The 25,418-nt window shown below is 71.3% G+C and carries 22 protein-coding genes; 13 read left to right on the top strand and 9 right to left on the bottom strand.

The features are described 5' to 3' along the window. Positions 1-83: 83 nt before the first annotated feature. Both BEK98_RS35840 and BEK98_RS35835 read left to right on the top strand, forming a co-directional pair. Positions 84-1,472, top strand: a complete 1,389-nt coding sequence (locus tag BEK98_RS35840) for an OFA family MFS transporter (protein ID WP_094220911.1) — start codon at positions 84-86, stop codon at positions 1,470-1,472. 1 nt (position 1,473) lies between these two features. Next, positions 1,474-2,874, top strand: coding sequence for an OFA family MFS transporter (locus tag BEK98_RS35835; protein ID WP_208643324.1), 1,401 nt, complete (start codon positions 1,474-1,476; stop codon positions 2,872-2,874). An 84-nt stretch (positions 2,875-2,958) separates the two neighbouring features. On the opposite strand, the gene BEK98_RS35830 is transcribed toward BEK98_RS35835, so the two are convergent. The 4 genes from BEK98_RS35830 to BEK98_RS35820 all read right to left on the bottom strand — a co-directional run bounded on the left by BEK98_RS35830 (position 2,959) and on the right by BEK98_RS35820 (position 6,290). Next, positions 2,959-3,636, bottom strand: a complete 678-nt coding sequence (locus BEK98_RS35830; RefSeq protein WP_094220910.1) for a GntR family transcriptional regulator — start codon at positions 3,634-3,636, stop codon at positions 2,959-2,961. 133 nt (positions 3,637-3,769) lie between these two features. Beyond that, positions 3,770-4,717 carry a beta-ketoacyl-ACP synthase III gene (locus BEK98_RS35825; protein ID WP_094221020.1) on the bottom strand — a complete coding sequence of 316 codons (948 nt, stop codon included), beginning with the start codon at positions 4,715-4,717 and terminating at the stop codon, positions 3,770-3,772. Positions 4,718-4,855: 138 nt separating this feature from the next. Next, positions 4,856-4,987 carry an MFS transporter small subunit gene (locus tag BEK98_RS51010; protein WP_279635495.1) on the bottom strand — a complete coding sequence of 44 codons (132 nt, stop codon included), beginning with the start codon at positions 4,985-4,987 and terminating at the stop codon, positions 4,856-4,858. Then, positions 4,959-6,290, bottom strand: coding sequence for an OFA family MFS transporter (locus BEK98_RS35820; RefSeq protein ID WP_094220909.1), 1,332 nt, complete (start codon positions 6,288-6,290; stop codon positions 4,959-4,961). Before BEK98_RS35820 ends, BEK98_RS51010 begins: the two co-directional genes overlap by 29 nt. 242 nt (positions 6,291-6,532) lie before the next feature. Here BEK98_RS35820 and BEK98_RS35815 point away from each other — a divergent pair, with 242 nt between their 5' ends. Genes BEK98_RS35815 through fdhD form a run of 5 tightly spaced genes read left to right on the top strand, consistent with a single transcriptional unit; the run spans position 6,533 to position 12,958 of the window. Then, positions 6,533-7,504, top strand: a complete 972-nt coding sequence (locus BEK98_RS35815) for a 2-dehydropantoate 2-reductase (RefSeq protein ID WP_094220908.1) — start codon at positions 6,533-6,535, stop codon at positions 7,502-7,504. Next, positions 7,501-9,420, top strand: a complete 1,920-nt coding sequence (locus BEK98_RS35810; protein ID WP_094220907.1) for a molybdopterin oxidoreductase family protein — start codon at positions 7,501-7,503, stop codon at positions 9,418-9,420. Before BEK98_RS35815 ends, BEK98_RS35810 begins: the two co-directional genes overlap by 4 nt. 4 nt (positions 9,421-9,424) lie before the next feature. Next, complete coding sequence (locus BEK98_RS35805; protein WP_094220906.1) at positions 9,425-11,245, top strand: NADH-ubiquinone oxidoreductase-F iron-sulfur binding region domain-containing protein; 1,821 nt, start codon at positions 9,425-9,427, stop codon at positions 11,243-11,245. Then, positions 11,242-12,102, top strand: a complete 861-nt coding sequence (locus BEK98_RS35800) for a 2Fe-2S iron-sulfur cluster-binding protein (protein ID WP_094220905.1) — start codon at positions 11,242-11,244, stop codon at positions 12,100-12,102. Before BEK98_RS35805 ends, BEK98_RS35800 begins: the two co-directional genes overlap by 4 nt. Before the next feature lie 7 nt (positions 12,103-12,109). After that, positions 12,110-12,958 carry a formate dehydrogenase accessory sulfurtransferase FdhD gene (gene fdhD / locus BEK98_RS35795; protein ID WP_094220904.1) on the top strand — a complete coding sequence of 283 codons (849 nt, stop codon included), beginning with the start codon at positions 12,110-12,112 and terminating at the stop codon, positions 12,956-12,958. 71 nt (positions 12,959-13,029) lie between these two features. On the opposite strand, the gene BEK98_RS35790 is transcribed toward fdhD, so the two are convergent. Beyond that, on the bottom strand, positions 13,030-13,857 hold the full coding sequence (locus tag BEK98_RS35790; protein WP_094220903.1) for a LysR family transcriptional regulator: 828 nt from the start codon (positions 13,855-13,857) through the stop codon (positions 13,030-13,032). A gap of 128 nt (positions 13,858-13,985) precedes the next feature. Between BEK98_RS35790 and BEK98_RS35785 the strand changes: the two genes are divergently transcribed. Beyond that, on the top strand, positions 13,986-14,705 hold the full coding sequence (locus BEK98_RS35785) for an SDR family oxidoreductase (RefSeq protein ID WP_094220902.1): 720 nt from the start codon (positions 13,986-13,988) through the stop codon (positions 14,703-14,705). 4 nt (positions 14,706-14,709) lie between these two features. Here the strand turns inward: BEK98_RS35785 and BEK98_RS35780 are convergent, their stop codons facing one another. Continuing rightward, a complete protein-coding gene (locus BEK98_RS35780; RefSeq protein WP_208643323.1) occupies positions 14,710-15,237 on the bottom strand; it encodes an isochorismatase family protein in 528 nt (175 codons plus the stop codon). A 19-nt stretch (positions 15,238-15,256) separates the two neighbouring features. Then, positions 15,257-15,694 carry a MarR family winged helix-turn-helix transcriptional regulator gene (locus BEK98_RS35775; RefSeq protein ID WP_094220900.1) on the bottom strand — a complete coding sequence of 146 codons (438 nt, stop codon included), beginning with the start codon at positions 15,692-15,694 and terminating at the stop codon, positions 15,257-15,259. 113 nt (positions 15,695-15,807) lie between these two features. Between BEK98_RS35775 and BEK98_RS35770 the strand changes: the two genes are divergently transcribed. Both BEK98_RS35770 and BEK98_RS35765 read left to right on the top strand, forming a co-directional pair. Further along, entirely contained in the window at positions 15,808-16,725 is a 918-nt protein-coding gene (locus tag BEK98_RS35770; protein ID WP_094220899.1) for a quinone oxidoreductase family protein, read from the top strand. A gap of 127 nt (positions 16,726-16,852) precedes the next feature. Beyond that, entirely contained in the window at positions 16,853-18,718 is a 1,866-nt protein-coding gene (locus tag BEK98_RS35765) for a sialidase family protein (RefSeq protein ID WP_094220898.1), read from the top strand. Here the strand turns inward: BEK98_RS35765 and BEK98_RS35760 are convergent. After that, the gene (locus BEK98_RS35760; RefSeq protein WP_179852088.1) at positions 18,668-19,729 is read right to left on the bottom strand and encodes a bile acid:sodium symporter family protein; all 1,062 of its coding nucleotides are present in this window, start codon (positions 19,727-19,729) and stop codon (positions 18,668-18,670) included. The genes BEK98_RS35765 and BEK98_RS35760 overlap by 51 nt on opposite strands. A gap of 170 nt (positions 19,730-19,899) precedes the next feature. Here BEK98_RS35760 and BEK98_RS35755 point away from each other — a divergent pair, with 170 nt between their 5' ends. After that, positions 19,900-20,778 carry a LysR substrate-binding domain-containing protein gene (locus tag BEK98_RS35755; RefSeq protein WP_094221018.1) on the top strand — a complete coding sequence of 293 codons (879 nt, stop codon included), beginning with the start codon at positions 19,900-19,902 and terminating at the stop codon, positions 20,776-20,778. Here the strand turns inward: BEK98_RS35755 and BEK98_RS35750 are convergent. Continuing rightward, positions 20,760-21,743: an Lrp/AsnC family transcriptional regulator gene (locus BEK98_RS35750; protein WP_208643322.1), complete on the bottom strand. Its 984-nt coding sequence runs from the start codon at positions 21,741-21,743 to the stop codon at positions 20,760-20,762. The genes BEK98_RS35755 and BEK98_RS35750 overlap by 19 nt on opposite strands. 109 nt (positions 21,744-21,852) lie before the next feature. Between BEK98_RS35750 and BEK98_RS35745 the strand changes: the two genes are divergently transcribed. Continuing rightward, entirely contained in the window at positions 21,853-23,352 is a 1,500-nt protein-coding gene (locus tag BEK98_RS35745; protein ID WP_094220897.1) for an MFS transporter, read from the top strand. Positions 23,353-23,591: 239 nt separating this feature from the next. Continuing rightward, positions 23,592-25,418, top strand: coding sequence for an AMP-dependent synthetase/ligase (locus BEK98_RS35740; protein WP_094220896.1), 1,827 nt, complete (start codon positions 23,592-23,594; stop codon positions 25,416-25,418).

Raw genomic sequence — 25,418 nt, 5'->3', positions numbered from 1 at the left:
CGGGCCCGGGACCCGTGCGCGCACGAAAGGCATTGGACAGGGGGCGCTGGCCAGAGCTTTCGACGCAAGGGGTGCTAGCAGGGATGAGAACCACCGACTGTACGACGTCCGTCCCCTACCGGGAGGTGACGGACCGCAACGGCCGCGTGTACCGGATCGGCGAGTCGGACGTCGATCTGATGGGCCGGACCCGGAAGTGGATGGTCGTCCTGCCCTGGGTGGGCATGATGGGCATCAGCTCCGCCGAGTACGCGTTCACGTCGGCGGAGGACACGCTCCACGAGGCGCATCTGTGGAGCAGCGGGCACATCTTCTGGCTGATGGGCGTCTGGGTGTTCTTCCAGGCGGCCGTGGCCTTTCCGGCCGGGCGGCTGCGGGAGAGCGGACGGCTTCCGGCCCGTACGGCCATGCTGATCGGCGCGGTGGGTACGCTGCTGGGCTATCTGGCGCTGGCGTTCGCGCCGAACGTGGTCGTCGCCTATCTCGGCTTCGGCATGTGCAGCGGCATCGGCGCCGGTCTGGTCTACGCGACCTGCGTGAACATGGTCGGCAAGTGGTATCCGGAGCGCAAGGGCGGCAAGACGGGCTTCGTGAACGGCGGTTTCGCCTACGGGTCCGTGCCGTTCGTGTTCCTCTTCACCTCGGTGCTGGACCTGGGCAACTACCGGGTGCTGCTGGCCTCGGTCGGTGTCGGGCTGTGTCTGGTGGTGGCCTCGGCGGGCTGGTTCTTCAAGGACCCGCCGATGAACTGGTGGCCGCCGCACGTCGATCCGCTCAAGGCCACCGAAGACCCCAGGATCCGCCGGGCGTTGGAGAAGAACCCGCCGGCGATCAAGCAGTACACGCCGAAGGAGGCGGCCCGCACGCCCGTGCTGTGGATGATGTGGTTCTGTCTGCTGTGCACGGCCGGCATCAACATCTTCGGCATCGCCTTCCAGGTGCCGTTCGGCAAGGACATGGGCTTCGCCGGCGGGATCGTGGCCACGGCGATGTCCCTGAAGGCCATCGTGAACGGTACCGGGCGCGGGGTCATCGGCTGGATCTCCGACCGCTACGGCCGCCGCAACACACTGATCATCGTGTGTCTGGTGCTGGGTGCCGCGCAGTTCGGGGTGCTGGTCTCGGGCCAGATGGGCAGCATGCCGTTCTTCCTGTTCTGCTCGATGGTCTCCGGGTTCGGCGGCGGGGCGATCTTCCCGCTGTTCGCGGCCATGACGGCCGACTACTTCGGTGAGAACAACAACGCCACCAACTACGGGATGGTCTACAGCTCGAAGCTGATCTCGGGCCTGGTCGGCTCCGGTCTGGGCGCGGTCGTCGTCGGCGAGTGGGACTACCACGGCGCGTTCGTCCTCGCGGGCTCCATCGGCCTGGCCTCCGCGGTGCTGGCCCTCTTCCTCAAGGCGCCGGGCAGGCCGAACGCCCGGCGCATCGTCCCCAACCCGCACCCGCTCGGCGAGGAGATGGCGTGACATGACGGCAGACCCGATAGCCACGAACAGCACCGGCGCAGGCGCGCGGCCGTACCGTGAAGTGACCGACGGGCACGGGCGCGTGTACCGGATCGGGGAGAGCGACCGGGACATCCTCGGCCACTCCCGCAAGCTGATGGTGTACCTGCCGTGGATCGCCATGATGGCGATCAGCGTCTTCGAGTACGCCTACGGCTCCGCGGAGGACACCCTCTCCCACGCGCACGGCTGGACGCAGTCCAACACCTTCTGGATCCTGAGCGTCTGGGTGTTCTTCCAGGCCGGCATCGCCTTCCCGGCGGGCTGGCTGCGGGAGAAGGGAATGCTGACCGCACGCAGGGCGATGTACACAGGATCCGGTATGTGCCTGGTGGGCTTCCTCGCCCTCTCGCACCTCGGCAACGTGTGGCTGGCGATCCTGGGCTTCGGCGTGGTCGGCGGGATCGGCGCCGGGCTGGTGTACGCGACGTGCATCAACATGGTCGGCAAGTGGTTCCCCGAACGGCGCGGCGCCCGCACGGGTTTCGTCAACGGCGGCTTCGCGTACGGCTCCCTGCCGTTCATCTTCATCTTCAACTACGCGTTCGACACCGCGAACTACCACCGGGTCCTGGACCTCATCGGCTGCTACATCATGATCGTGGTCCTCGCCACGGCGTTCTTCTTCAAGGACCCGCCGAAGAACTGGTGGCCGGCCGACATCGACCCGCTCACGTTCTCCGGTGACACCAAGAACGCGACGAGCCTCGCCAAGAACCCCCCTGCCGTACGGCAGTTCACGCCTCGGGAGGCCGTCCGCACGGGCATGCTCCCGCTGATGTGGATCTCCATCGTGATGACCGCCGGAGTCTCCATCTTCGGTATCTCGTTCCAGGTCGACTTCGCCAAGGACGTGGGCTTCGGCCCGCTGGTCGCGGCCTCCTCGATGGGCGTGATGGCGGTCATCAACGGCGTCGGCCGGGGTGTCGTGGGCTGGCTGTCCGACCGCTGGGGCCGCAGGCCGACCCTCGTGTTCGTCATCGTCGTCCTGGGTCTCGCCCAGTTCGGGGTGATCTGGGCGGGCGACATCAAGAGCGAGTGGCTGTTCCTGTTCTTCGCCTTCCTCTCCGGCTTCGGCGGCGGCGCCTTCTACCCGCTCTTCGCCGCACTGACCCCGGACTACTTCGGCGAGAACTACAACGCCACCAACTACGGCCTGGTGTACAGCGGCAAACTCGTCAGCGGCCTGTTCGGCGGCGGCCTGGGCTCGATGGTGGTCGGCGCCTGGGGCTACAACGGGGCGTACGCACTGGCCGGTTGCGTGTCGATGGTGGCAGCGGCCATCGCCTTGCTGCTACGGCAACCGGGCCGGGACAGCGGAGCTGCGGCCGTACCGGGGGTGAGCCTGCGGACCTCGTCCTGACAACAGGACCTCCCGCCGCTCCACCCAGGACAACGGTGAGCAGACCGAGAAGCCCCCGGAGGTGTCTCCGGGGGCCTCTCGGACTCAGGCGTTGTTGCGCTCGTGGTACGACCGCCGCGTGTGCTCCGTGTGTTCGCGCATCAGGTGGGTGGCGCGCTGTGCGTCGTTGAAGGCGATCGCGGTGATCAGCTCGCGGTGCTCGATCCACGACTGCCGGCCGCGCTGCCGCGCCACCGGCGTGTAGTACCAGCGGACCCTGCGGTCGACCTGGGCGGCCAGTTCGGCGAGGACCGTGTTGCCCGCCATCTCCATCACCTTGGCGTGGAAGGCCGCGTTGAGGGCGACCGCACGGTCCACGTCCTCGGCCGCGACCGCCTTCTCACCCTCGGCGCACAGCTCCTCCAGGGCGTTGATGCCCGCCTTGTCGGCGGTGATGGCGGCCAGCCGGGCCGCCTCCGCCTCCAGGAGGGTGCGGACGGTCAGGAGTTGGTCGGCCTCCTCCTGGGTGGGCTCGTGGACGAACGCGCCCTGGGCGGGGCGCAGGTCGACCCAGCCCTCGGTGTTGAGCCGCTGCAGCGCCTCGCGGACCGGCTGCCGGGACACGCCCAGGTGTCCGGCGAGTTCGCTCTCGACCAGGTGCTGGCCGGGTTGCAGGGCGCGGGTGGTGATCAGCTCCAGCAGTGCCTCGTAGACACGGTCGCGCAACGGGCCGGGCCGTTCCAGCTTGGGCACGGCTCCCTGCGGCAGTCCGGTCGGCAACATCGCGGTCCCCCTCCTGGGCGGGCAGCCGTAGACAGCAGCCTGTATGCAGTACACGGTGGACTGCCCACTATGGATTGTCTTTCGTCTACAGTCTACGGTGCACAAAAGCCAGAGGCAGCGGGAGTCGAGTACGTCACGGGCACCGTACGACCTGCCCGGCGTACGACAGGTTGCCGCCGAAGCCGAACAGCAGGGCCGGGTCGCCGCTGCGGACCGCACCCTGTTCGATCAGCTTGGACAGCGCGAGCGGAATGCTGGCCGCCGAGGTGTTGCCCGATTCGGTGACGTCGCGGGCGATCACGGCGTTGACGGCGCCGATCTTCTGCGCGAGCGGCTCGATGATGCGCAGGTTGGCCTGGTGCAGCACCACCGCGGCGAGGTCGGCGGGTTCGATGCCGGCCTTCTCGCAGGCGCGCCGGGCGATGGGCGGCAGCTGGGTGGTGGCCCAGCGGTAGACGCTCTGCCCCTCCTGCGCGAACCGGGGCGGCGTGCCCTCGATGCGCACCGCGTTGCCCATCTCCGGCACCGACCCCCACAGCACCGGCCCGATCCCCGGTTCCTGCCCCGGTGCGCACGCCTCGACCACGGCGGCCCCGGCGCCGTCGCCGACCAGGACACACGTGGTGCGGTCGCTCCAGTCGGTGACCTCGGACATCTTGTCGGCGCCGATCACCAGCGCACGGCTCGCGGCGCCCGCCCGGACCGTGTGGTCGGCGGTGGCCAGCGCGTGGGTGAAGCCGGCGCAGACGACATTGATGTCCATCGCGGCAGGCTGCGGGATGCCGAGGCGGGCGGCCACCCGGGCGGCGGTGTTCGGGGAGCGGTCGATCGCCGTGGACGTGGCCACCAGCACCAGGTCGATGTCCTGCGCGGTGAGCCCGGCGGCGGCCAGGGCCTTGGCGGCGGCGTGCGCGGCGAGTTCGTCGACCGGTTCGTCCGGGCCCGCGATGTGCCGGGTCCGGATGCCCACCCGGCTGCGGATCCACTCGTCACTGGTGTCGACCATGCCCGCCAGGTCCTCGTTGGTGAGCACCTTGGCGGGCTGGTAGTGACCGATGGCGGCGATGCGCGTGCCGTGCATGTCGGGGATCCCCTTGTTGCCGTGGGTAGCGGGATCCACCAGTCTGATCAGTGACTCGCGAGTACGACGGCAGGTGAAGCCACAGGATTCGGGCGCCCGTGTTGTCGGCTTCCCTCAGACGCTCGGACGCCCGAGCACTCATCCCGTGAACAGCTGTGTCGCCTTGTGTACCAGCTCGTACAGCCCGTAGGCGAGGGGCGCCCCGACCCACAGCCAGGCGAGGGCGATCAGGCCGCGGCGGCTAGGCGGCGGGCTGCTGTCGCTGGTCATCGGCGGCCTCCCTCTGGGCGGGGATGTGGTGGCGGGCATGGACGGGGCGGACGAGTTCGTTGGCCACGAAGCCGATGACGAGCAGGCCGATCATGATGCCGAAGGACAGCCCGTACAGCGCCGGGCCGTGCTTCCCGGCCTCCTTCTGCCGGTCGGCGATCCAGTTGACGATCAGCGGGCCGAGCACCCCGGCCGTGGACCAGGCGGTGAGCAGGCGGCCGTGGATGGCACCGACCTGGTACGTGCCGAAGAGGTCCTTCAGATAGGCGGGGATCGTGGCGAAGCCGCCGCCGTAGAAGGAGAGGATCACCAGCGCGCACAGCACGAACAGGGGCTTCGCCGAGTCCCCGACCAGGGCGATCAGCAGGTACATCAGCGCGCCGACGCCGAGGTAGACGCGGTAGATGTTCTTGCGCCCGATGAGGTCGGAGGTGAACGACCAGCCGATCCGGCCGGCCATGTTGGCGGCCGACAGGAGCGCGACGAATCCGGCGGCCGCGGAGGCCGACACGGGGGTGGAGCTGTCCGCGAAGAAGTCCGTGATCATCGGCGCGGCCTTCTCCAGGATGCCGATGCCGGCCGTCACGTTCATACACAGGACGACCCACAGGCACCAGAACTGCGGGGTGCGCACCGCGCTGCGGGCGGACACCTGCACGCCGCCGCCCGCGGCCGGCGCGCCCTCGACGGGCCTCTCGGTGCGTGGCACGCGCACGAGGAGCACGCCGAGCGTCATGAAGACGGCGTACGACAGCCCGTGCACGAGGAAGGCGAGCGCGATCCCGGAGTGGTCGGTGCCGAAGGACTCGAGCATCTGCGCCGACCAGGGCGAGGCGATCAGCGCGCCGCCGCCGAAGCCCATGATGGCGATGCCGGTGGCCATGCCGGGCCGCTCCGGGAACCACTTGATCAGGGTGGAGACGGGCGAGATGTAGCCGATGCCGAGGCCGATCCCGCCGACGAAGCCGTAGCCGAGGACGATCAGCCAGAACTGCTTCGTCTGGGCGCCGAGCGCGGAGATCAGGAAGCCGGAGGAGAAGCAGACGAGGGCCACGGTCATCGCCCAGCGCGGCCCGTTGCGCTCGACGAGCGTGCCGCCGAACGCGGCCGACAGTCCGAGCATCACGATCGCCAGCTGGAAGGGCAGCGCGCTCTGGGTGCCGTCGAGCTTCAGCGCGGACTCGAGGGGCGGCTTGAACACGCTCCAGGCGTAGGCCTGGCCGATGGACAGGTGGACGGAGAGGGCGGCGGGCGGGACGAGCCAGCGGCTCCAGCCCGGGGGTGCCAGTGGGGGGCTGCTCATGAACCCCGAACGGTAGGGCGGGGCGCGGGAGTTGAGAAGGCGCGGGGTCGACCGTATGCGGTGAACGGTATGCGGAATGCGCTCAACGGTCGCCGCACGACCCTTGCTGGCGCATGGCTCCATACTGTAGACAATATTTCGTCGACAGGATTCAGCCGTCGGGCTGACTGCCGGCCCTCACAGGTTCCGGATCCTCCTCCCCCCACCTCCGCGGTATCCCTCAAACCGAACGGAGTGCTCCCGTGAAAGTCGCAGTCCTCGGCGCCGGTGCGATCGGCGCCTACGTCGGTGCCGCGCTCCACCGCGCGGGCGCCGATGTGCACCTCATCGCCCGTGGACCGCATCTCGCGGCCATGAGGCAGCACGGCGTACGTGTGCTCAGCCCGCGCGGCGACTTCACCGCGCACGCCCACGCCACCGACGACCCGGCCGAGGTAGGCCCGGCCGACTTCGTCTTCCTCGGCCTGAAGGCCAACGCGTACGCGGCGTGCGGGCCGCTGATCAAGCCGCTGCTGCACGAGCGCACGGCGGTGGTGGCCGCCCAGAACGGCATCCCGTGGTGGTACTTCCACCGGCACGGCGGCCCCTACGACGGCCACCGCGTCGAGAGCGTCGACCCGGGCGGCGCCGTCAGCGCCGTCCTCGCGCCCGAACGGGCCGTCGGCTGTGTCGTCTACGCGGCGACCGAACTCCAGTCGCCGGGTGTCGTACGGCACCTGGAGGGCACCCGGTTCTCCATCGGCGAGCCCGACCGCAGCATCTCGCCGCGCTGTCTGGACTTCAGCGAGGCGATGAGGGCCGGCGGCCTGAAGTGCCCGGTGGAGCAGGACCTGCGCGGCGACATCTGGGTCAAGCTGCTCGGCAACATCTCCTTCAACCCGATCAGCGCCCTGGCCCGCGCCACGATGCGGCAGATGTGCCTGCACGGCGGCACCCGCCGGGTCATCGAGACGATGATGCGCGAGACCCTCGCCGTCGCCGAGGCGCTGGGCTGTGAGGTCGGCGTCTCCATCGAACGGCGGCTCGCGGGCGCGGAACGCGTCGGCGACCACCGCACCTCCACGCTCCAGGACCTGGAGCGCGGCAAGCCGCTGGAACTCGACGTGCTGCTCGCGGCCGTCGTCGAACTGGCGGAGATCACCGGCGTGCCGGTGCCCACCCTGCGCACGGTGCACGCCATCTCGGACCTGCTCGCGCTGAGGAGCGCCGCATGAGGAACCGGCAACCGAAGACGTACACCCGGCTCACCCGCCCCCTGGTGCGCGACTCCCGCGACGAGCCGTTCCGGGAGGCGAGCTGGGAGGAGGCGCTGGACCGGGCCGCGCGAGGTCTCGACCGGCACCGGGGGGCGTTCGGGATGTTCTCCTGTGCCCGCGCCACCAACGAGATGAACTATGTGGCGCAGAAGTTCGCCCGGGTCGTGATGGGCACCAACAACGTCGACTCCTGCAACCGGACGTGCCACGCACCCAGCGTCGCGGGCCTGTCGGCCGCCTTCGGGTCCGGCGGCGGCACGTCGTCGTACGAGGAGATCGAGCACACCGACGTCATCGTGATGTGGGGCTCCAACGCCCGTTTCGCCCACCCGATCTTCTTCCAGCACGCGCTGAAGGGAATCAGGAACGGCGCCCGGATGTACGCGGTCGACCCGCGTCGGACGTCCACCGCCGAGTGGGCCGAGAGCTGGCTCGGGCTGAACGTCGGCACCGACATCCCGATGGCGCACGCGATCGGCCGGGAGATCATCCACGCGGGCCTGGTCAACGAGGCGTTCGTCGAGCGGGCGACGTCGGGCTTCGAGGAGTACCGCAGGCTGGTGGAGCCGTGGACACTGTCGCTCGCGGAGAAGGTGACGGGCGTACCGGCCCGCGCCATCAGGGAGTTGGCGCACGCCTACGCCCGCGCCGAGCGGGCCCAGCTGTGCTGGACGCTCGGCATCACCGAGCACCACAACGGCACCGACAACGTCCGCGCCCTGATCAACCTGTCCCTGCTCACCGGCCATGTCGGCCGCTACGGCTCCGGACTGCAGCCGCTGCGCGGGCAGAACAACGTGCAGGGCGGCGGCGACATGGGCGCGATCCCCAACCGGCTGCCCGGCTTCCAGGACATCCTCGACGCGGATGTCCGGCTGAAGTTCGAGTCGGCCTGGGACACCGTCATCCAGCCGCACTACGGGCTGAACCTGACGGAGATGTTCGAGGCGATGGAGGAGGGCTCGCTGCGGGCCGTGTACTGCATCGGGGAGAACCCGGCGCAGTCGGAGGCCGACAGCGAGCAGGCCGTACGGCGGCTCAGGGCGCTGGACTTCCTCGTGGTGCAGGACATCTTCCTGACGAAGACGGCCGAGTTGGCGGACGTGGTGCTGCCCGCCACCGCGGGCTGGGCGGAGACCGACGGCACCACCACCAACAGCGAGCGGCGAGTTCAGCGCGTCCGGCGTGCGGTCACCCCGCCCGGCGAGGCCCGCGAGGACATCGACATCATCTGCGAGCTGGCGGCCCGGCTCGGCCACGACTGGAAGTACGCCGACGCGCAGGCCGTCTGGAACGAGCTGCGCTCGGTGTCGCCGGACCACTACGGGATGACGTACGAGCGGCTGGCGGAGCACCAGGGCATCCAGTGGCCGTGCCCGAGCACCCAGCGGCTCGAACCCACCTATCTGCACGGCCGGTTGTGGGAGAAGGACCCCGAGAGGCGGGGAGCGGCGGCACCCTTCGGGCTGGTGCAGCACGATCCGCCGGTGGACCTCACGGACGAGGAGTACCCGATCCGGCTCACCACCGGCCGGCGCCTGGACTCGTACAACACCGGTGTGCAGAGCGGCGGTTTCGCCTCTCCGCTCAGGCGCGGCGAGTACGTCGAGCTGTGCCCGGAGGACGCCGAGCGGTACGGGGTCGTGGTCGGCGAGGAGGTGCGGGTGTCCTCGCGGCGCGGGTCGGTGGTGGCGCCGGTGTGGGTCGACACCGCGCTGCGGCCCGGCCTCGCCTTCATGACCATGCACTTTCCCGACGAGGTGGACACCAACCAGCTGACGATCGAGGCGAACTGCCCGATCGCGGGGACGGCGGAGTTCAAGGCGTCGGCGATCCGGATCGAGAAGCTGCCGGCCGTTACGTACGTGGGGTGAGGGCGTGGATCTGCACTTCGGCGACAGCAAGCCGACGGACGAGGAACGGGCCGCCGTGGACGCCTTGTTGGGCCCCCCGGAGTCCTCCTGGGAGGGCGCCGACCGCACGGACGCCGACCTGAGGTGGGCGCGCGGCGGCCGTGCGGCCCGCGACCGGCGCGATCTGCTGCTGCCGGGGCTGCACGCGGTCAACGACCGGATCGGCTGGATCAGCGAAGGCGCCCTCGACTATCTGTGCCGGCGGCTGACCGTGCCGCCCGCGGAGGCGTACGGGGTGGCCACGTTCTACGCGATGTTCTCCGTCCGGCCCCGCCCGGCCACCGTGCTGCACGTCTGCACCGACCTCGCCTGTACGGCGGCCGGGGCGGGCGACCTGTGTGCCGGGATCGAGGCGCGGCTCGGCCCGGGCAGCGGGGTGAGTGTCGAGCGCAGCCCGTGTCTGGGCCTGTGCGAGCGGGCCCCGGCGGCCCTGGCGATCCGGGCGGGCGATCCGGTGCGTACGGCCGTGTCGGCGCCGGCGGCGGTCGAGGCGGCCGTCCTCGCGGCGAGCGCGCCGGACGCGGCACCCGAGGAGCCACCGGCGGTGGCGGCCGTGCCCCAGGCGGGCGACCCGTCGCTGCTGCTGCGCCGGGTCGGTGTCGTGGATGCGTCCTCGCTGGACGACTACCGGGCGCACGGCGGCTACACGGCGCTGCGCCGGGCCTTCGAGCTGGGTCCCGCCGGGGTGATCCGGGAGGTCACCGACTCGGGTCTGGTCGGGCGCGGCGGCGCGGCCTTCCCGACCGGCCGCAAGTGGCAGGCCACGGCGTCCCAGCCGGACCACCCGCACTACCTGGTGTGCAACGCGGACGAGTCCGAGCCGGGCACCTTCAAGGACCGGGTGCTCATGGAGGGCGATCCGTACGCGCTCGTGGAGGCGATCACGATCGCGTCGTATGCGATATCCGCGCACCGGGCTTTCGTCTACATCCGCGGCGAGTACCCGCGAGCCGTACACCGTCTGCAGTATGCGATCGACCAGGCCCGGGCCCGCGGTCTGCTCGGCGACGACATCCTCGGCCAGGGCTACCGCCTGGACATCGAGATCCGGCGCGGCGCCGGCGCGTACATCTGCGGCGAGGAGACGGCCCTGTTCAACTCCATCGAGGGCTACCGGGGCGAACCCCGCTCCAAGCCGCCCTTCCCGGTGGAGAAGGGCCTGTTCGGCAAGCCCACGGTGGAGAACAACGTGGAGACGCTGGTCAACGTCCTGCCGATCCTCACCATGGGCGCCCCGGCCTACGCGGCGATCGGCACCGGACGGTCCACCGGCCCCAAGCTGTTCTGCGTGTCGGGCAGTGTGGAGCGGCCCGGCGTGTACGAGCTGCCGTTCGGGGCGACGCTCGGCGAGCTGCTGGAGCTGGCCGGTGTGCGGGAGGGGCTGCGGGCGGTGCTGCTGGGCGGGGCGGCCGGCGGCTTCGTACGGCCGGACGAACTCGGCGTCCCGCTCACCTTCGAGGGCACCCGGGAGGCCGGGACCACGCTCGGTTCCGGCGTGGTCATGGCCTTCGACGACACCGTGCCGCTCCCCCGCCTGCTGCTGCGCATCGCCGAGTTCTTCCGCGACGAGTCCTGCGGGCAGTGCGTGCCGTGCCGGGTCGGGACGGTCCGGCAGGAGGAGGCGCTGCGCCGGATCGTGGAGCGCACGGGGGCCGGGGCCGCCGACGACATCGCCCTGCTGCGCGAGGTGGGCCGGGCGATGCGGGACGCCTCGATCTGCGGTCTGGGGCAGACCGCGTGGAACGCCGTGGAATCCGCCATCGACCGTCTGGGGGCATACGAATGACCGTCACACCGCTGGGGATCCCGCGCCGTCTGCTGGAGTTCACGATCGACGGCGAGCCGGCCCGGGTCCCGGAGGGCTCGACCGTCCTGGACGCGTGCCGGGCGGCGGGGAAGGACATCCCGACCCTCTGCGAGGGCGACACGCTGCGGCCGAAGAACGCCTGCCGGGTGTGCGTGGTGGAGGTGGAGGGGTCGCGGACGCTGGTGCCGGCCTGCTCGCGCAGGGCGGAGCCCGGGATGGAGGTCCGTACGGACACGGAGCGGGCCCGGCACAGCAGGAAGATCGTGCTGGAGCTGCTGGCATCCTCGGTCGACTTGTCGACGACCCCGAAGGTCGCCGAGTGGATCAAGGAGTACGAGGCGAAGCCCGACCGTTTCGGCCCCGGCGCGGCCCGGCTGCACGAGGAACCGAAGGTCGACAACGAGCTGTATGTGCGTGACTACGACAAGTGCATCCTGTGCTACAAGTGCGTCGACGCCTGCGGCGACCAGTGGCAGAACACCTTCGCGATCTCGGTCGCCGGGCGCGGTTTCGACGCGCGGATCGCAGTCGAGCACGAGGCGCCGCTGACCGATTCCGCCTGCGTGTACTGCGGGAACTGCATCGAGGTGTGCCCGACGGGGGCGCTGTCGTTCAGATCCGAGTTCGACATGCGGGCGGCGGGTACCTGGGACGAGTCGAGGCAGTCGGAGACGACCACGGTGTGCGCCTACTGCGGGGTGGGCTGCAACCTCACGCTCCATGTGCAGGACAATGAGATCGTGAAGGTCACCTCACCGCACGACAATCCGGTGACTCACGGCAACCTCTGCATCAAGGGCCGTTTCGGCTACCAGCACGTACAGAACCGGGGCTGATCAGGACATGGGACGAGTCACGGAACGACGCAAGGTGCTCCGCATCCGGGACGGGGCGGTCTCCACCCGGCCGGACACGCTCGTCGCCGAGGAACCCCTGGAGATCCGGCTGAACGGGAAGCCGCTCGCGATCACCATGCGCACACCGGGCGACGACTTCGCGCTGGCGGCGGGGTTCCTGGTGAGCGAGGGCGTACTGGCCACCGCATCCGATCTGCAGAACATCGTCTACTGCGCCGGGGCGACCGTAGACGGTTCGAACACCTACAACGTGGTCGACGTCCGCACCACCCCGGGGATCGCCCTCCCCGATTTCACCCTGGAGCGGAACGTCTACACGTCGTCCTCGTGCGGGCTGTGCGGCAAGGCCAGCCTGGACGCCGTGCGGACGACCGCGCGCTGGCCGATCGCCGACACTCCCCCGGTCCGGGTGACCCCCGAGCTGCTGGCGAGCCTCCCCGACCGGCTGCGGGCGGCCCAGCGGGTGTTCGACCGGACCGGGGGGCTGCACGCGGCCGCCCTGTTCACCGAGGACGGGGAGCTGCTGGACATACGGGAGGACGTGGGCCGGCACAACGCGGTCGACAAGCTGGTCGGGCGGGCGCTGCAGAACGGGGATCTGCCGCTGTCGCGGACGATCCTGCTGGTCTCGGGCCGAGCCTCGTTCGAGCTGGCGCAGAAGGCCGTGATGGCGGGGATCCCGGTGCTGGCGGCGGTGTCGGCGCCCTCGTCGCTGGCGGTGGACCTGGCCGCCGAGACGGGTCTGACCCTGGTGGGTTTCCTGCGGGGCAGCTCGATGAACGTGTACGCGGGCGAGGACCGCATCGCCCTGCGGGCCGCGGCCGCCCAGGGCTGACCGGTCCCCCGCGACACGGCGGCGGGGCCCCGAACGGCGGGGAGCGCCCCCTGCGCCGCAGGGGCCCCGCCTCAGCCGGCCGCTTCCGCCTGAGCCTGGGCGGCGGTGACGAACCCGGCGATCAGCGGTGAGCGTCGGCGTGCCTCCCAGGCCAGGAGCACCTCGTCGGGCTCCGCGTCCGGCACCGGCACGTAGGTGATGTCCGGGCGGGAGTACTGCAGGGCGACGGACTCCGGTACGAGCGTGATGCCGGCTCCGCTCGCCACGCACTCGAACTTCTCCTCGATCGTGCGGATCGGCAGGTCGTCGGGGCCCGGGTGGGCGTAGCTGAGCCTCGGCTCGTCCACCAGGTCGGCGAGGCACAGCTCCTGCTTGCCGGCGAGCCGGTGGTCGGCGGGCAGCATCGCCACGCGTGCCTCGCCGTACAGCGGCAGCAGCCTCAGTCCCCGGTCCCGGACCGGGCGTCGTACGTAGGCGATGTCGACGGTGCCGTCGAGAATCAGCTCCTCCTGGTCGTCCCACTCGACTCGGCGCGCGTGGACGTCGACGTCCGGGTGGGCGGCCCCGAAGTCCCGCAGCGCGCGGGTGACGACCACCCCGGCGCGGAACCCGACGACGAAGCGCCCCGGGCCGCGGGCGGCCCGCCGCACCCGGCGGCGTGCGGCGTCCGCGCTCGCGAGCAGATGCCGTGCGTCGTCCAGGAGTTGACGACCGGCCGACGTCAACGTCACGCCGTGGCTGTCGCGTACGAACAGCTCCGCGCCCAAGTCCTTCTCCAGTGCGCGGATCTGACGGCTGAGGACGGGCTGGGCGATGTGCAGTTGCTCGGCGGCGCGGCCGAAGTGCAGCAGTTCGGCGACCGCCACGAAGTAGCGGACCTTCCGCAGGTCCAGGTCCATGGCCGCCCCTTCCGTCGTACCGGTGGCGATGCCTTCAGGGTATCGCCGCGGACGGAAGAGGTCTTGGACGGCGAGGCGGGCGCGATCGCAGGCTGGACGCACCAGGCAGGACAAGGAAGGAACGCATCATGGATCTGCAGGGACAGCGCGTCGTCGTCATCGGGGGTACGTCGGGCATCGGGCTCGCGGTTGCCGAGGGTGCGGCGCGGGAGGGCGCCGAGGTGGTGGTCGCCTCGCGCCGGCAGGAGAGTGTGGACGCGGCGCTGAAGCGGCTGCCCGGGAACGCCGAGGGCTGGGTGCTGGACGCGAACGACGAGGCCGCGGTGCGCGGCTTCTTCGAGAGGATCGGCGGCTTCGACCACCTGGTGTACACGGCCGGTGAGTCGCTGCTGCTGCAGAGCCTGGCCGAGGCGGATCTCGGGCGGGCCCGGAGGTTCCTCGACACGCGGCTGTGGGGTGCGTACACGGCCGTGAAGTACGGCGCCGGCTCGATCCGTGAGGGCGGCTCGGTGGTGCTGACCACCGGGACCGCCGGGCGGCGGCCGATGCCGGGGACGACGGCCGCGGCGGCGCTGTGCGGGGCGATGGAGTCGCTGACCCGGGCGCTGGCCCTGGAGCTGGCGCCGGTCCGGGTCAACGTGGTCTCGCCGGGGGTGGTGCGTACGGAGCTGTGGCGGGAGCTGCCGGAGGCCGAGCGGGAGGGGCTGTTCCGGTCGTCCGCCGAGTCGCTGCCGGTGGGGCGGGTCGGCGAGCCGGCGGATGTGGCGGAGGCGTACCTGTACCTGATGCGCGGCGGTTACAGCACCGGGTCGGTGGTGACCGTGGACGGGGGCGGGCTGCTGGTGTGAGGGGTCAGCGGGTCGCGAGGCGCACCTGGGAGGCGGTCACGACCGTGCCGAGCCGCGGGAAGTCGAGCCTGACCGACGCCTCGTGCTCCGGCGCGGTGAACGCGGCCATGGCGTCCTCGACGAAGACGAGGTCGTAGCCGAGGTCGGCGGCGGCGCGGGCGGTGGACTCGACGCCGAGGTTGGTGGCGATGCCGCCGAACAGCAGGGTGCGGATGCCGCGTTCGCGCAGCCGATCGTCCAGGCCCGTGCCCTGGAAGCCGCCGATGGTGCGCTTGACGACCTCCAGGTCGCCGTCCCTGAGCAGCCCCGCCACCAGCCCGCTGCCGGGCGGCTGTTCGGCGACCGCGGGGCGTTCGACCCGGATCAGGACGACGAGCGCCCCGGCGGCACGGAAGGCGGCCACCAACTCCTCGGCGGTGGCGAGCACTTCGGTGCCCTTGCGGGGTTCCAGGGGCAGCGCGACGATGCGGTCCATCAGGTCGACGAGGACGAGGGCGGTGCGCTGCGGATCGAGCACGGGAGCTGCGGTCATGACGGAACGTTAGCCGTCATCAGCCGTCCGTGCCGGAAATCCGGATCAACAGTCCCATGAACTGATCGCGTTCGGCCGGCGACAGCGGGGCGAGCAGTTCGTCGTTGGCCTCGCGCGCGGCCTTCTCGCAGCGGGTGAGCAGGCGGGCGCCGTCGCCGGTGAGGGACACGGCGTTCTTGCGCCGGTCCTTGGGGTCGGGGGCGCGTACAGCGAGGCCGGCGGACTGCAGGTCATTGAGGACGCCGACCAGGTCCTTGGGGTCGAGGCCCACGCTGCGGCCGAGGTCCGCCTGGGCGACGGGGGCGAGATCACGGACGGCGGAGAGGACCACGTGGTGCCACATCTTCATGCCCTCGGCCGCCAGGGCGTCGGCGACCAGGGAGCGGCCGCGGGCCGCGGCCCGGCCGAGGAGCCAGCTGGGCAGGGCGCGGATGGCGGGGAGGGGTGCTTCGGCCATACGGGCAGCCTACCGAAGAATCATTGGACTTCCCAACGAACCACCGCTACCGTTGGGACTCCCAACGAATTCATGGGTACTCCCAACGACCATCCCCGCTCCTGGAGGTTGCGATGCGTCGCGTCCGGTACGAGTCCACCGGCGGTCCCCTGTTCCTGGAGGAGGCACCTGTCCCCGAGCCCGGCGCAGGTGAGCTGCTGGTGCGCTGCGAGGCGGTCGGCGTGACCCTGCCCGTCGTCCGCAAGGTCACCGAGGCCGCCGAACCGATCCCGCTGGGCGGCGAGATCGCCGGTGAGGTGGTGGCCGTCGGCGAGGGCGTGACCCGCTTCCGCGCCGGCGACCGGGTCACCGGGCTGTGCTTCGGCCACGGGTACGCCGGCTTCGCCCTGCTGCACGAGGCCTTGGCCTCCCCCGTACCCGACGGCGCCACCCCCGTCGACGCGGTCGCCCTGGTGCGCGCCGGACTGGTGGCGCTCGGCGCACTGGCGGCGGCACGCCCCGTGGCGGGCGAGGCGGTGCTGGTCACGGCCGCGGCGAGCGGGGTCGGGCACCTCGCGGTGCAGCTGGCGCGGGCGCGGGGTGCGGGCCGGGTGGTGGGCGCCGTCTCCGATCCGGCGAAGGCGGACTTCGTCCGCTCGCTGGGCGCGGACGACTGTATTCGATATGGCGACGACAGTTGGGGGGAGCCTGTCGACTGTGTACTGGATGCGGTCGGCGGCGATCTACTCACCCCCGCCCTCGCCGCGCTCGCCCCGCACGGCCGTCTGGTCGCCTACAGCTCGGGCGGCGGCACGATCCAGGCGTACGACCTGCTGGTCGGCGCCAAGTCGGTGATCGGCTTCCAGATGGCGCTGATCGCCCGCGGCCGGCCGGAACTGTACGAGCAGTGGCGGCAGGAGCTGTGGCGGCTGTTCACCGACGGCACCCTGAAGCCCGCCGTGCACGGCGAGTTCGCGCTGGAGGACGCGGCGAAGGCGCACGAGGTGATCGAGACACGGGCCAACCTCGGGAAGGTCGTTCTGCGCCCGTGAGCCCTCTGAAGTAGCTGCACGCTTCTTGTGAGGCGCCAGAGGCCCCAACTACCGTCTGAGAGGCGCATGTTGGACGTTGGATGTCCGGATGTCCACATGTCTCGACGCATGAAGGGCAGGTCGCACCATGCCGTCAAGAATCAGCGCCCGTCTCAGAAGCTGCCTGGCCGCCGCCCTCACGGCGGCCGCTCTGCTAGTGCTGCCGCACCCGGCACACGCCCAACCCGCCACCGACGCAACCGACTTCGAGCAGCAGATCCTCTTCAAGGCGTCCCAGGATCCCGGCTACGCCTGCTTCCGCATACCGGCGATCGTCCGGACGACCGACGGCACGCTGCTCGCGTTCGCCGAGGGCCGGGTGCTCAACTGCGGAGACGCGGCCGACATCGACATCGTGGTCAAGCGCTCCACCGACGGCGGCCGCACCTGGGGCCCGCTGCGGGTGGTCAACGAGGGAGCGGGCGACACCCACGGCAACCCGGCGCCGATGGTGGACCGCGACACCGGCCGGATCTGGCTCGCGGAGACGTACAACACCGGGCGTACGGACAGCGCCAGTTGCTCGGTGCCCTGTGACCGCAGCCCGCATCTGCAGTACAGCGACGACGACGGACTGACCTGGTCCGAGCCGCGCGATCTGAGCCCGGAGATCCTGCCCGCGGACTGGAACTCCTGGTACGCGACCGGCCCCGTGCACGGCATCCAGCTCACCCGCGGCCGGTACGCCGGCCGGCTGGTCTTCGGGGTCAACACCGAGACGTGGAACGGCAGCCGGGTCACCGCCAACCACGCCGCGCTCATCGTCAGCGACGACCACGGCGGCCACTGGCGGATCGGCGCCACCGACACCTGGCCGATCGCCGCCGACGGCACCTTCCGGCAGAAGCCCTCCGAACTCACCCTCGCCGAACGCACCGACGGCTCGGTCCTGGTCAGCGGCCGGGAGCAGGACGGCACCGACCTCGGCCACCGCACCCAGGCCGTCAGCCGGGACGGCGGCGGCAGCTTCGCCGCGCCCTTCCGCGACCTCCCGGACCTCTACACCCCGCAGGTGCAGGGCTCGATCCTGCGCCTGGGCGACCGCATCCTGCTCTCCTGCCCCGGCGACCCCGACCGGCGCCGCACGATGATGATCCGCTCCTCCTACGACGGCGGCCGCACCTGGGACAGCGTGGACCGCGGCACGGTCGTCACCACGGACTGGTCCGGCTACTCCGACCTGGTGCGCGTCGACCACGACACGGCGGGTCTGATGTACGAGGGCGGGGCGGTCGACGCACGCGACGAGATCCGCTTCGCCCGCTTCACCGAGGACTGGCTCGCCCCGCGCCGCGGCCCCGACCCGCACACCGCCGACCTCGCCCCGCACGCCCGCCCGGCCGCGGTGCTCGGCGGCGCCGAGGAGACGGACGGCGTGGTGGGCGGCGCGCTGGAGTTCGACGGCAGCGACGATGCCGTACGCCTGCCGTACCGCCCCGGGCTTCCGCTCGGCAGCGGGGACTTCACGGCCTCCCTGTGGTTCCGGTACACGGCCACGACCGGCGAGCAGCCGCTGCTCTGGATGGGTGGCGTCGGCACCACCCAGCCGCAGGTGTGGGTGCGCGGCGAGCCGGCGAACCACCGCCTGCAGGGCCTGATCACCGTGCGGAACGGTGCGGCCGCACCGCAGACCGCGTACGTGCGCACGGACACCGCGTACAACGACGGCCAGTGGCATCACGCCGTCCTCAGGCGCGGTGGCGGCCTGCTGTCGCTGTCCGTCGACGGTATGCAGTCCACCGTCGCCGATGTGCCGGGTTCCGTCAGCCGCAACTCGCCCTTCGGCGTGCACATCGGTCAGCGCATGGACAGCCGGGCCTTCTTCACCGGAGCGATCGACGACGTCCATGTCTGGGACCGCGCCCTGACCGACGAGGAACTCGCCGACCCGAAGGTGTCGCGGTCAGCGAAGGACACGGTCCTGTGGCTGCCCCTGGACCACGTGGGCGGCTGACGCCTGCGTGGGCTCGTCCAGGTCGTGGGAGCGCCGCTTGGCGATGACCGCGCACACCATCAGCTGCATCTGGTGGAAGAGCATCAGCGGCAGCACGGCCAGGGAGGCATGGGCGCCGAACAGGACGCTCGCCATCGGCAGACCGGAGGCGAGGGACTTCTTGGACCCGGCGAACTGGATGGCGATCCGGTCCTCCCGGCCGAAGCCGAGCGCCCGGCCGCCGTACCAGGTCAGGACGAGCATGACGGCCAGCAGGGCGGCCTCGACGCCGAGCAGCGCGGCCAGCCGGACGGGGCTGACCTGGTGCCAGATGCCCCGGGTCATGCCCTCGCTGAACGCGGTGTAGACGACCAGCAGGATCGAGCCGCGGTCGACCAGGCCGAGGACCTTCTTGTGCCGGGCGACGAAGTCGCCCGCCCGTCGCCCGCCACCACCCTGCTCGACGCGCTCCGCGCGGCCCCTTTTGACTCCGCAGCGGCGCAGCACCTGCCCGGCCAGGAACGGCACCAGCAGCTGGAGCACGATCTTCACCACTGAGTCCGCGGAGAACCCGCCGCCGTCGTTGCCCAGCAGCCCGGCCGCCAGCAGCGGGGTGACGAGGATGCCGACCAGCGAGGAGAACGAGCCCGCGCAGATGGCGGCAGGCACGTTTCCGCGAGCGATCGAGGTGAACGCGATCGACGACTGGATCGTGGACGGCACCAGGGTGAGGAACAGCAGCCCCTGGTACAGCGGCTGGGTCAGCACCACCGGCACCAGGCCGCGGGCGGCCACACCGAGCACCGGGAAGATGACGAAGGTGCAGGCCAGGACGGTGACGTGGAGCCGCCAGTGCCTGAGGCCGTCCAGCGCCTCACGGGTGGAGAGCCGGGCGCCGTAGAGGAAGAAGAGGAAGGCGATCGCCGCGGTGGAAGCCCCGGAGGCGACGTCGGCGCCGGTGCCCCGGGCCGGGAGGAGCGCCGCGAGGCCCACCGTGCCGAGCAGCAGCACGATGTAGGGGTCGATCGGCATCCAGCTCGGCCAGCGCAGGCGTTTCACGGTGCTCCACTTGCAGTTCGTCACGTACGTGCGGGAGCCCGGAGGACCCCTCTCCATCGTCCTCTTCCCCGCACCGATCGGGAATCCCGCATACCACTCTGACTGTCATCGTGTTCCGCGATGACAAGGAGTACGCTGCCGCCGTGTACGACCCCACCCACCTGCGCACGTTCCTGGCGGTGGCGCAGACGCTGAGTTTCACGCAGGCCGCCCGGCGGCTCGGGCTGCGCCAGTCCACGGTCAGCCAGCATGTGCGCCGGCTGGAGGAGGCCACCGGACGGCAGCTGTTCTCCCGGGACACCCACTCCGTGGAGCTGACCGAGGACGGCGAGGCGATGCTGGGCTTCGCCCGCAGGCTGCTGGAGGTGCACGAGCAGGCGACGGCGTTCTTCACCGGCACCCGGGTGCGGGGCCGGCTGCGCTTCGGCGCCTCGGAGGACTTCGTCCTCACCCGGCTGCCGGAGATCCTGGAGGGCTTCCGCCACGACCACCCGGAGGTCGACCTGGAGCTGACGGTGGAGCTGTCGGGCACCCTGCACGAGCAGCTGGCGGCGGGGAAGCTCGATCTGGTGCTGGCCAAGCGGCGCCCGCAGGACCCGCGCGGCGAGCTGGTGTGGCGCGACGACCTGGTGTGGGTCGGCTCCGAACACGTCCGTCTGGAGCCCGACCGGCCGGTCCCGCTGATCGTGTATCCCCCGCCCGGCATCACCCGCGCCCGCGCCCTGGAGGCGCTGGAGGAGCAGGGGCGCGAGTGGCGGATCGTGTGCACCAGCGGCAGCCTCAACGGTCTGATCGCCGCCGCGCGCGCGGGGCTCGGCGTGATGGCCCACTCGCGGCGGCTGATCCCGCCGGGGCTGTTCCGGGTGCCGGACCGTTCGGGCCTGCCGGAGCTGGGCAAGGTGGACTTCGTCCTCGTGCACGGCCGGCGGCGGGGCGCGGCGGAGGGCGCGGCGAACGCGCTGGCGGCGGCGGTCCTGGCGGGCGGGGACCGGTTGCACCGGGGTCAGCGCGGCGGCCGCTGATACGTCAGCTGCTTGACCCGGCGCAGGAACGGCGTGGTCTCCACGTGCTGGACGCCCTCCAGCCGGCCGAGCGGTCCGCTGAGGTAGCCGTACAGGCTGGTCGTGTCGCGGACGACCGCGGTGACGACGATGTGCGAGGGGCCGGCGGTGGCGGAGGCGAAGGCGATCTCTTCGTGGGTCGCGAGGGCCTCGCCGACGGTGTGCAGGGCGGCGGGGGCGGTGGTGATCCACAGGGCGGCGGCCCGGGAGTAGCCGAGGATCTCCGAGTGGTACTCGACGTCGATGTACACCGCTCCGGAGGCGAGCAGGGCGGCGAGGCGGCGTTTGACCGCGGACTCGGAGCGGCCGGTGGCGCGCTGCAGTTCGGGGTGGCCGGCCCGGCCGTCGCGTTCCAGGACGGCGAGGAGCGGCTCGTCCTCGGGGTCGATGCGGGCCGGTCCGGCCGGGGCCTGGGGCTCGGGGCGCAGGGCGGCGATCTGGTCGTCGTCGAGTGCCCGGAACTTGCGCAGCCAGCCGGTGGGTCCGCCGTAGAAGCGGTGCAGGAGCTGCTGGGCGCGGATCTCCACCACGCTCGGGGTGCGCGGCAGCTTGCCGAGGAGGAGGTCGTCGTGGTCGCCGGGGCTGCGCGGCCGGGTCATGCAGACGACCTCGGTGCCGCCGGCGGCCAGGCCGATCCAGGCGGTGTCGGGGCGTTTGGCGAGTGCGTCGGCGATGACGGAGGCGCCGTCGGGGGCGCAGCGCAGGCGGAGCATCCACTGGTCCTGGCCGAGGGCCTCGGCGTCGCGCAGGGCGACGACCCTGAGGCCGCCCTCGGCGGACAGCCGGCGGAAGCGGCGCGCGATCGTCTGGTCGGAGACGCCGAGCACCTGCGCGATCCGGCTGAAGGAGGCCCGGGCGTCGACCTCCAGGGCGGACAGCAGCTGGAGGTCGAGGTGATCGAAGGTGTCGGATTCCATCTTCAGCATGTGCTCCCCCGTCGGATTCCGTCGCTGTGGCGGTCTTTTCCGGGTTGATCGGCCGCGTCCTACGCATCGTACGGAGCGATACGCAGCCGTCGTACAGGGAGTTGAGGACATGCGTGGATGGGGGACGCTCACGGCCGTGTGCCTGGGCACGTTCATGTTGCTGCTGGACGTGACGATCGTGGTGGTGGCGCTGCCGGACATGGCCGGTGCGCTGCATGCGTCGCTGAGCGATCTGCAGTGGGTGGTCGACGGGTACGCGCTGGCGCTGGCGGCGCTGCTGCTCGGGGTGGGAGCGGCCGCGGACGTGCTGGGGCGGCGCCGGGTGCATGTGGCGGGTGTGGTGCTGTTCGCGGTGGCGTCGCTGCTGTGCGGGCTGGCGTCCGGGCCGGGTGTGCTGGTGGCCGCGCGCGCGGTGCAGGGTGTGGGTGCGGCGGCGATGTTCGCGACGACGCTGCCGTTGCTGGGCTCGGTCTACCAGGGGCAGCGGCGGTCGGCGGCGCTCGGGGTGTGGGGCGCGGTGAGCGGCGGGGCCGCGGCCGTCGGCCCGATAGTGGGCGGCCTGCTCACCGAGGGGCCGGGCTGGCGGTGGATCTTCTTCGTGAACCTGCCGGTGAGCGTGGTCGAGGTGTGGCTGACCCTGCGGGTGGTGCCGGAGTCGCGGGGTCCGCGCGGGATGCGCGTCGACTGGCCGGGCACGGCGGCCTTCGCCGGCTTCGCGGGCGGGCTGACGTACGCGGTGGTGCGGGCCGGGGAGGACGGCTGGACGGCGCCGGCGGCGCTCACGGCGTTCGGGTGCGCGGCGCTGGCGCTGCTGGTCTTCGTGCTGGTGGAGCGGCGGGCGGCGCATCCGCTGCTGGACCTCGGGCTGCTGCGCAAGCCCGCGTTCGTGGGGGTGATGGCGGGGGCGTTCGCGTTCAACGGGGTGGCGTTCGGGGTGACGCCGTACGTGTCGATCTGGATGCAGACGCTGCTGGGCATGAGTCCGGTGCGCGGCGGGCTGACGCTGCTGCCGCTGACGGTCGCGGCGATGATCGTCGCCGTGCTGGTGGGCAAGCTGCTGCACGGGGTGCCGGCCCGGCTGACGATCGGCGGCGGGCTGCTGCTGATCGGTTCCGGGAACATCTGCCAGGCGGTGCTGGACGCGGGCTCCGGCTGGTCGGCGCTGGTGCCGGGGTTCGTGCTGGTGGGCGTCGGCACCGGGTTCGTGTCGCCGACCGTGGCCGGGGCAGCGCTGGCGTCGGTGCCGCCGGAGCGGGCCGGGATGGCGGGCGGTGCGGTCAACACCGTACGGCAGCTGGGGTACGCGCTGGGGGTCGCGGTGTTCGGCACCGTGCTGACGTCCCGGATGCGGGACTCGCTCCCGGACGGTGCGGCGCACACGCTGGCGGGCGGCGGCGCGGGCGCGCTGCGCGGCTCGATCCCCGAGCACACGCTGCGGGCCGCGTTCGCCTCCGGCCTCGACACGGCGCTGGTGACCGCGGGGCTTGCCGGGATCGTGGCGGGCGCGCTGGTCCTGGCCCTGGTCAGGGAGCCCCGCGCACAGCGGACCGGAGTGACGGAATCGGCTGCCGCGACGCAGACAAAAGAGACGACTGCGCCGCGCGTCTGACCCGCTCAGGAGGCGGATGCCGACCGTAATCGGGTCGTACAGATTCGGTGGAGATTACGGCACCGAAACTTACTGAACCGTAAGTATTCTGTCCGACCCTTCCGCATGTGAGCGTATTTTCCGGGCACCGGCCAGACCGTTGGTGAGCATCGGGCGATTTCGTACCCCCTCCCGCCCCGTCTGTGCGTGGGGTAGCTTTCACGGCGCTGCGGAGCGTCACAGGAACGGGGAGCGAGGGATTGCGCGAGTTCACCACCCCTCCGTTGGCGTCGGCGCCGCCGGTGGGCGGTCTGGCCGATGTCGTCTTCGAGCATGCCCGGACGGACCCGCTGCACATCGCGCTGGGCCGCAAGGACGAGTCGGGACAGTGGCGGGACGTGACCTCCGCCGAGTTCCGCGACGAGGTCCTCGCCCTGGCCAAGGGGCTCCTCGCCCGGGGCATCCGGTTCGGCGACCGGGTCGCGATCATGTCCCGCACCCGCTACGAGTGGACCCTGTTCGACTTCGCGCTGTGGACGATCGGCGCCCAGGTGATCCCCGTCTACCCGACCTCCTCGGCCGAGCAGTGCTTCTGGATGCTGTACGACGCCGAGGTGTCGGCGGCGATCGTGGAGCACGAGGACCACGCGATGACCATCGCCACCGTCATCGACCGGCTCCCGCAGCTGCGGGAGCTGTGGCAGCTGGACTCGGGCTGCGTGCAGGAGCTGTACGACGCCGGCGCGCATCTGGACGACGAGGTGGTGCACCGGCACCGGCAGGCGGTCACCCCGGACTCGGTCGCCACGATCATCTACACCTCGGGCACGACCGGCCGCCCCAAGGGCTGTGTGCTCTCGCACGGGAACTTCATGTACGAGGCGGACACCGTCATCGAGCGGTGGGAGCCGGTGTTCCACTCCAAGAAGGGCGACGAGGCCTCCACCCTGCTCTTCCTGCCGCTCGCGCACGTCTTCGGGCGGATGGTGGAGGTCGCCGCGATCCGTGGCCGGGTCCGTTTCGGGCACCAGCCGCAGCTGCACGCGGCCGCGCTGCTGCCGGACCTGGCCGCGTTCCGGCCGACGTTCATCCTCGCGGTGCCGTACATCTTCGAGAAGGTGTTCAACGCGGCCCGGCGCAAGGCGGAGAAGGACGGCAAGGCGGGGCCGTTCGAGAAGGCGGTCGAGGTCGCCGTGAAGTACGCCGACGCCGTCGAGGCCAAGGCCTGGGGCATCGGACCGGGACCGTCGGCGGCCCTCAGGATGCAGCACCAGTTGTTCGACAAGCTCGTGTACGCGAAGGTCCGCGCGGCGATGGGCGGGCGGATCCGGAACGCGATGTCCGGTGGATCGGCGATGGACCGCCGCCTCGGCCTGTTCTTCGCGGGCGCGGGCGTGCAGATCTACGAGGGCTACGGCCTGACCGAGTCGACGGCGGCGGCGACCGCGAACCCGCCCGACCGCACCCGCTACGGCACCGTCGGCCAGACCATCCCGGGTGTCACCGTGCACATCGCGGACGACGGGGAGATCTGGCTGCACGGCGGCAACGTCTTCCAGGGCTACCTCAACAACCAGAAGGCCACCGACGCGACCCTGCACGACGGCTGGCTCGCCACCGGCGACCTCGGCTCCCTCGACGAGGACGGCTATCTGACCATCACCGGCCGCAAGAAGGAGATCCTGGTGACCTCCGGCGGCAAGAGCGTCTCCCCCGGTGTCCTGGAGGAGCGGGTCCGCGACCATCCGCTGGTCAACCAGTGCATCGTCGTCGGCAACGACCGCCCCTACATCGCCGCCCTGGTCACCCTCGACCAGGAGGCGGTGGAGCACTGGCTGCAGATGCGCGGCAAACCGCATCTGACGGCCGCTCAGCTGGTCCGGGACCCGGACCTGGAGACGGAGGTGCGGCGGGCGGTGGTCGCCGCCAACACCCTCGTCTCCCAGGCCGAGTCCATCCGCACTTTCCGCATCCTGGCGCAGCCGTTCACCGAGGAACACGGCCTGCTGACACCGTCGTTGAAGCTGAAGCGGAAGGCGATCGAGAAGGCGTACGAGAACGAGGTCGAGGCCCTCTACCGAGCCTGA

The organism is Streptomyces diastatochromogenes, assembly GCF_002242805.1.
GTDB lineage: Bacteria > Actinomycetota > Actinomycetes > Streptomycetales > Streptomycetaceae > Streptomyces > Streptomyces diastatochromogenes.
This window is presented reverse-complemented; position numbering and strand designations above follow the sequence as displayed.

Excerpts from the sequence above, each read along its gene's own strand:
- BEK98_RS35840 (WP_094220911.1), top strand. The coding sequence starts at position 84 with ATGAGAACCACCGACTGTACGACGTCCGTCCCCTACCGGGAGGTGACG.
- BEK98_RS35835 (WP_208643324.1), top strand. The coding sequence starts at position 1,474 with ATGACGGCAGACCCGATAGCCACGAACAGCACCGGCGCAGGCGCGCGG.
- BEK98_RS35830 (WP_094220910.1), bottom strand. The coding sequence starts at position 3,636 with ATGTTGCCGACCGGACTGCCGCAGGGAGCCGTGCCCAAGCTGGAACGG.
- BEK98_RS35825 (WP_094221020.1), bottom strand. The coding sequence starts at position 4,717 with ATGCACGGCACGCGCATCGCCGCCATCGGTCACTACCAGCCCGCCAAG.
- BEK98_RS51010 (WP_279635495.1), bottom strand. The coding sequence starts at position 4,987 with ATGACCAGCGACAGCAGCCCGCCGCCTAGCCGCCGCGGCCTGATCGCC.
- BEK98_RS35820 (WP_094220909.1), bottom strand. The coding sequence starts at position 6,290 with ATGAGCAGCCCCCCACTGGCACCCCCGGGCTGGAGCCGCTGGCTCGTC.
- BEK98_RS35810 (WP_094220907.1), top strand. The coding sequence starts at position 7,501 with ATGAGGAACCGGCAACCGAAGACGTACACCCGGCTCACCCGCCCCCTG.
- BEK98_RS35800 (WP_094220905.1), top strand. The coding sequence starts at position 11,242 with ATGACCGTCACACCGCTGGGGATCCCGCGCCGTCTGCTGGAGTTCACG.
- fdhD (WP_094220904.1), top strand. The coding sequence starts at position 12,110 with ATGGGACGAGTCACGGAACGACGCAAGGTGCTCCGCATCCGGGACGGG.
- BEK98_RS35790 (WP_094220903.1), bottom strand. The coding sequence starts at position 13,857 with ATGGACCTGGACCTGCGGAAGGTCCGCTACTTCGTGGCGGTCGCCGAA.
- BEK98_RS35785 (WP_094220902.1), top strand. The coding sequence starts at position 13,986 with ATGGATCTGCAGGGACAGCGCGTCGTCGTCATCGGGGGTACGTCGGGC.
- BEK98_RS35780 (WP_208643323.1), bottom strand. The coding sequence starts at position 15,237 with ATGACCGCAGCTCCCGTGCTCGATCCGCAGCGCACCGCCCTCGTCCTC.
- BEK98_RS35775 (WP_094220900.1), bottom strand. The coding sequence starts at position 15,694 with ATGGCCGAAGCACCCCTCCCCGCCATCCGCGCCCTGCCCAGCTGGCTC.
- BEK98_RS35770 (WP_094220899.1), top strand. The coding sequence starts at position 15,808 with ATGCGTCGCGTCCGGTACGAGTCCACCGGCGGTCCCCTGTTCCTGGAG.
- BEK98_RS35765 (WP_094220898.1), top strand. The coding sequence starts at position 16,853 with ATGCCGTCAAGAATCAGCGCCCGTCTCAGAAGCTGCCTGGCCGCCGCC.
- BEK98_RS35760 (WP_179852088.1), bottom strand. The coding sequence starts at position 19,729 with ATGCCGATCGACCCCTACATCGTGCTGCTGCTCGGCACGGTGGGCCTC.
- BEK98_RS35750 (WP_208643322.1), bottom strand. The coding sequence starts at position 21,743 with ATGCTGAAGATGGAATCCGACACCTTCGATCACCTCGACCTCCAGCTG.
- BEK98_RS35745 (WP_094220897.1), top strand. The coding sequence starts at position 21,853 with ATGCGTGGATGGGGGACGCTCACGGCCGTGTGCCTGGGCACGTTCATG.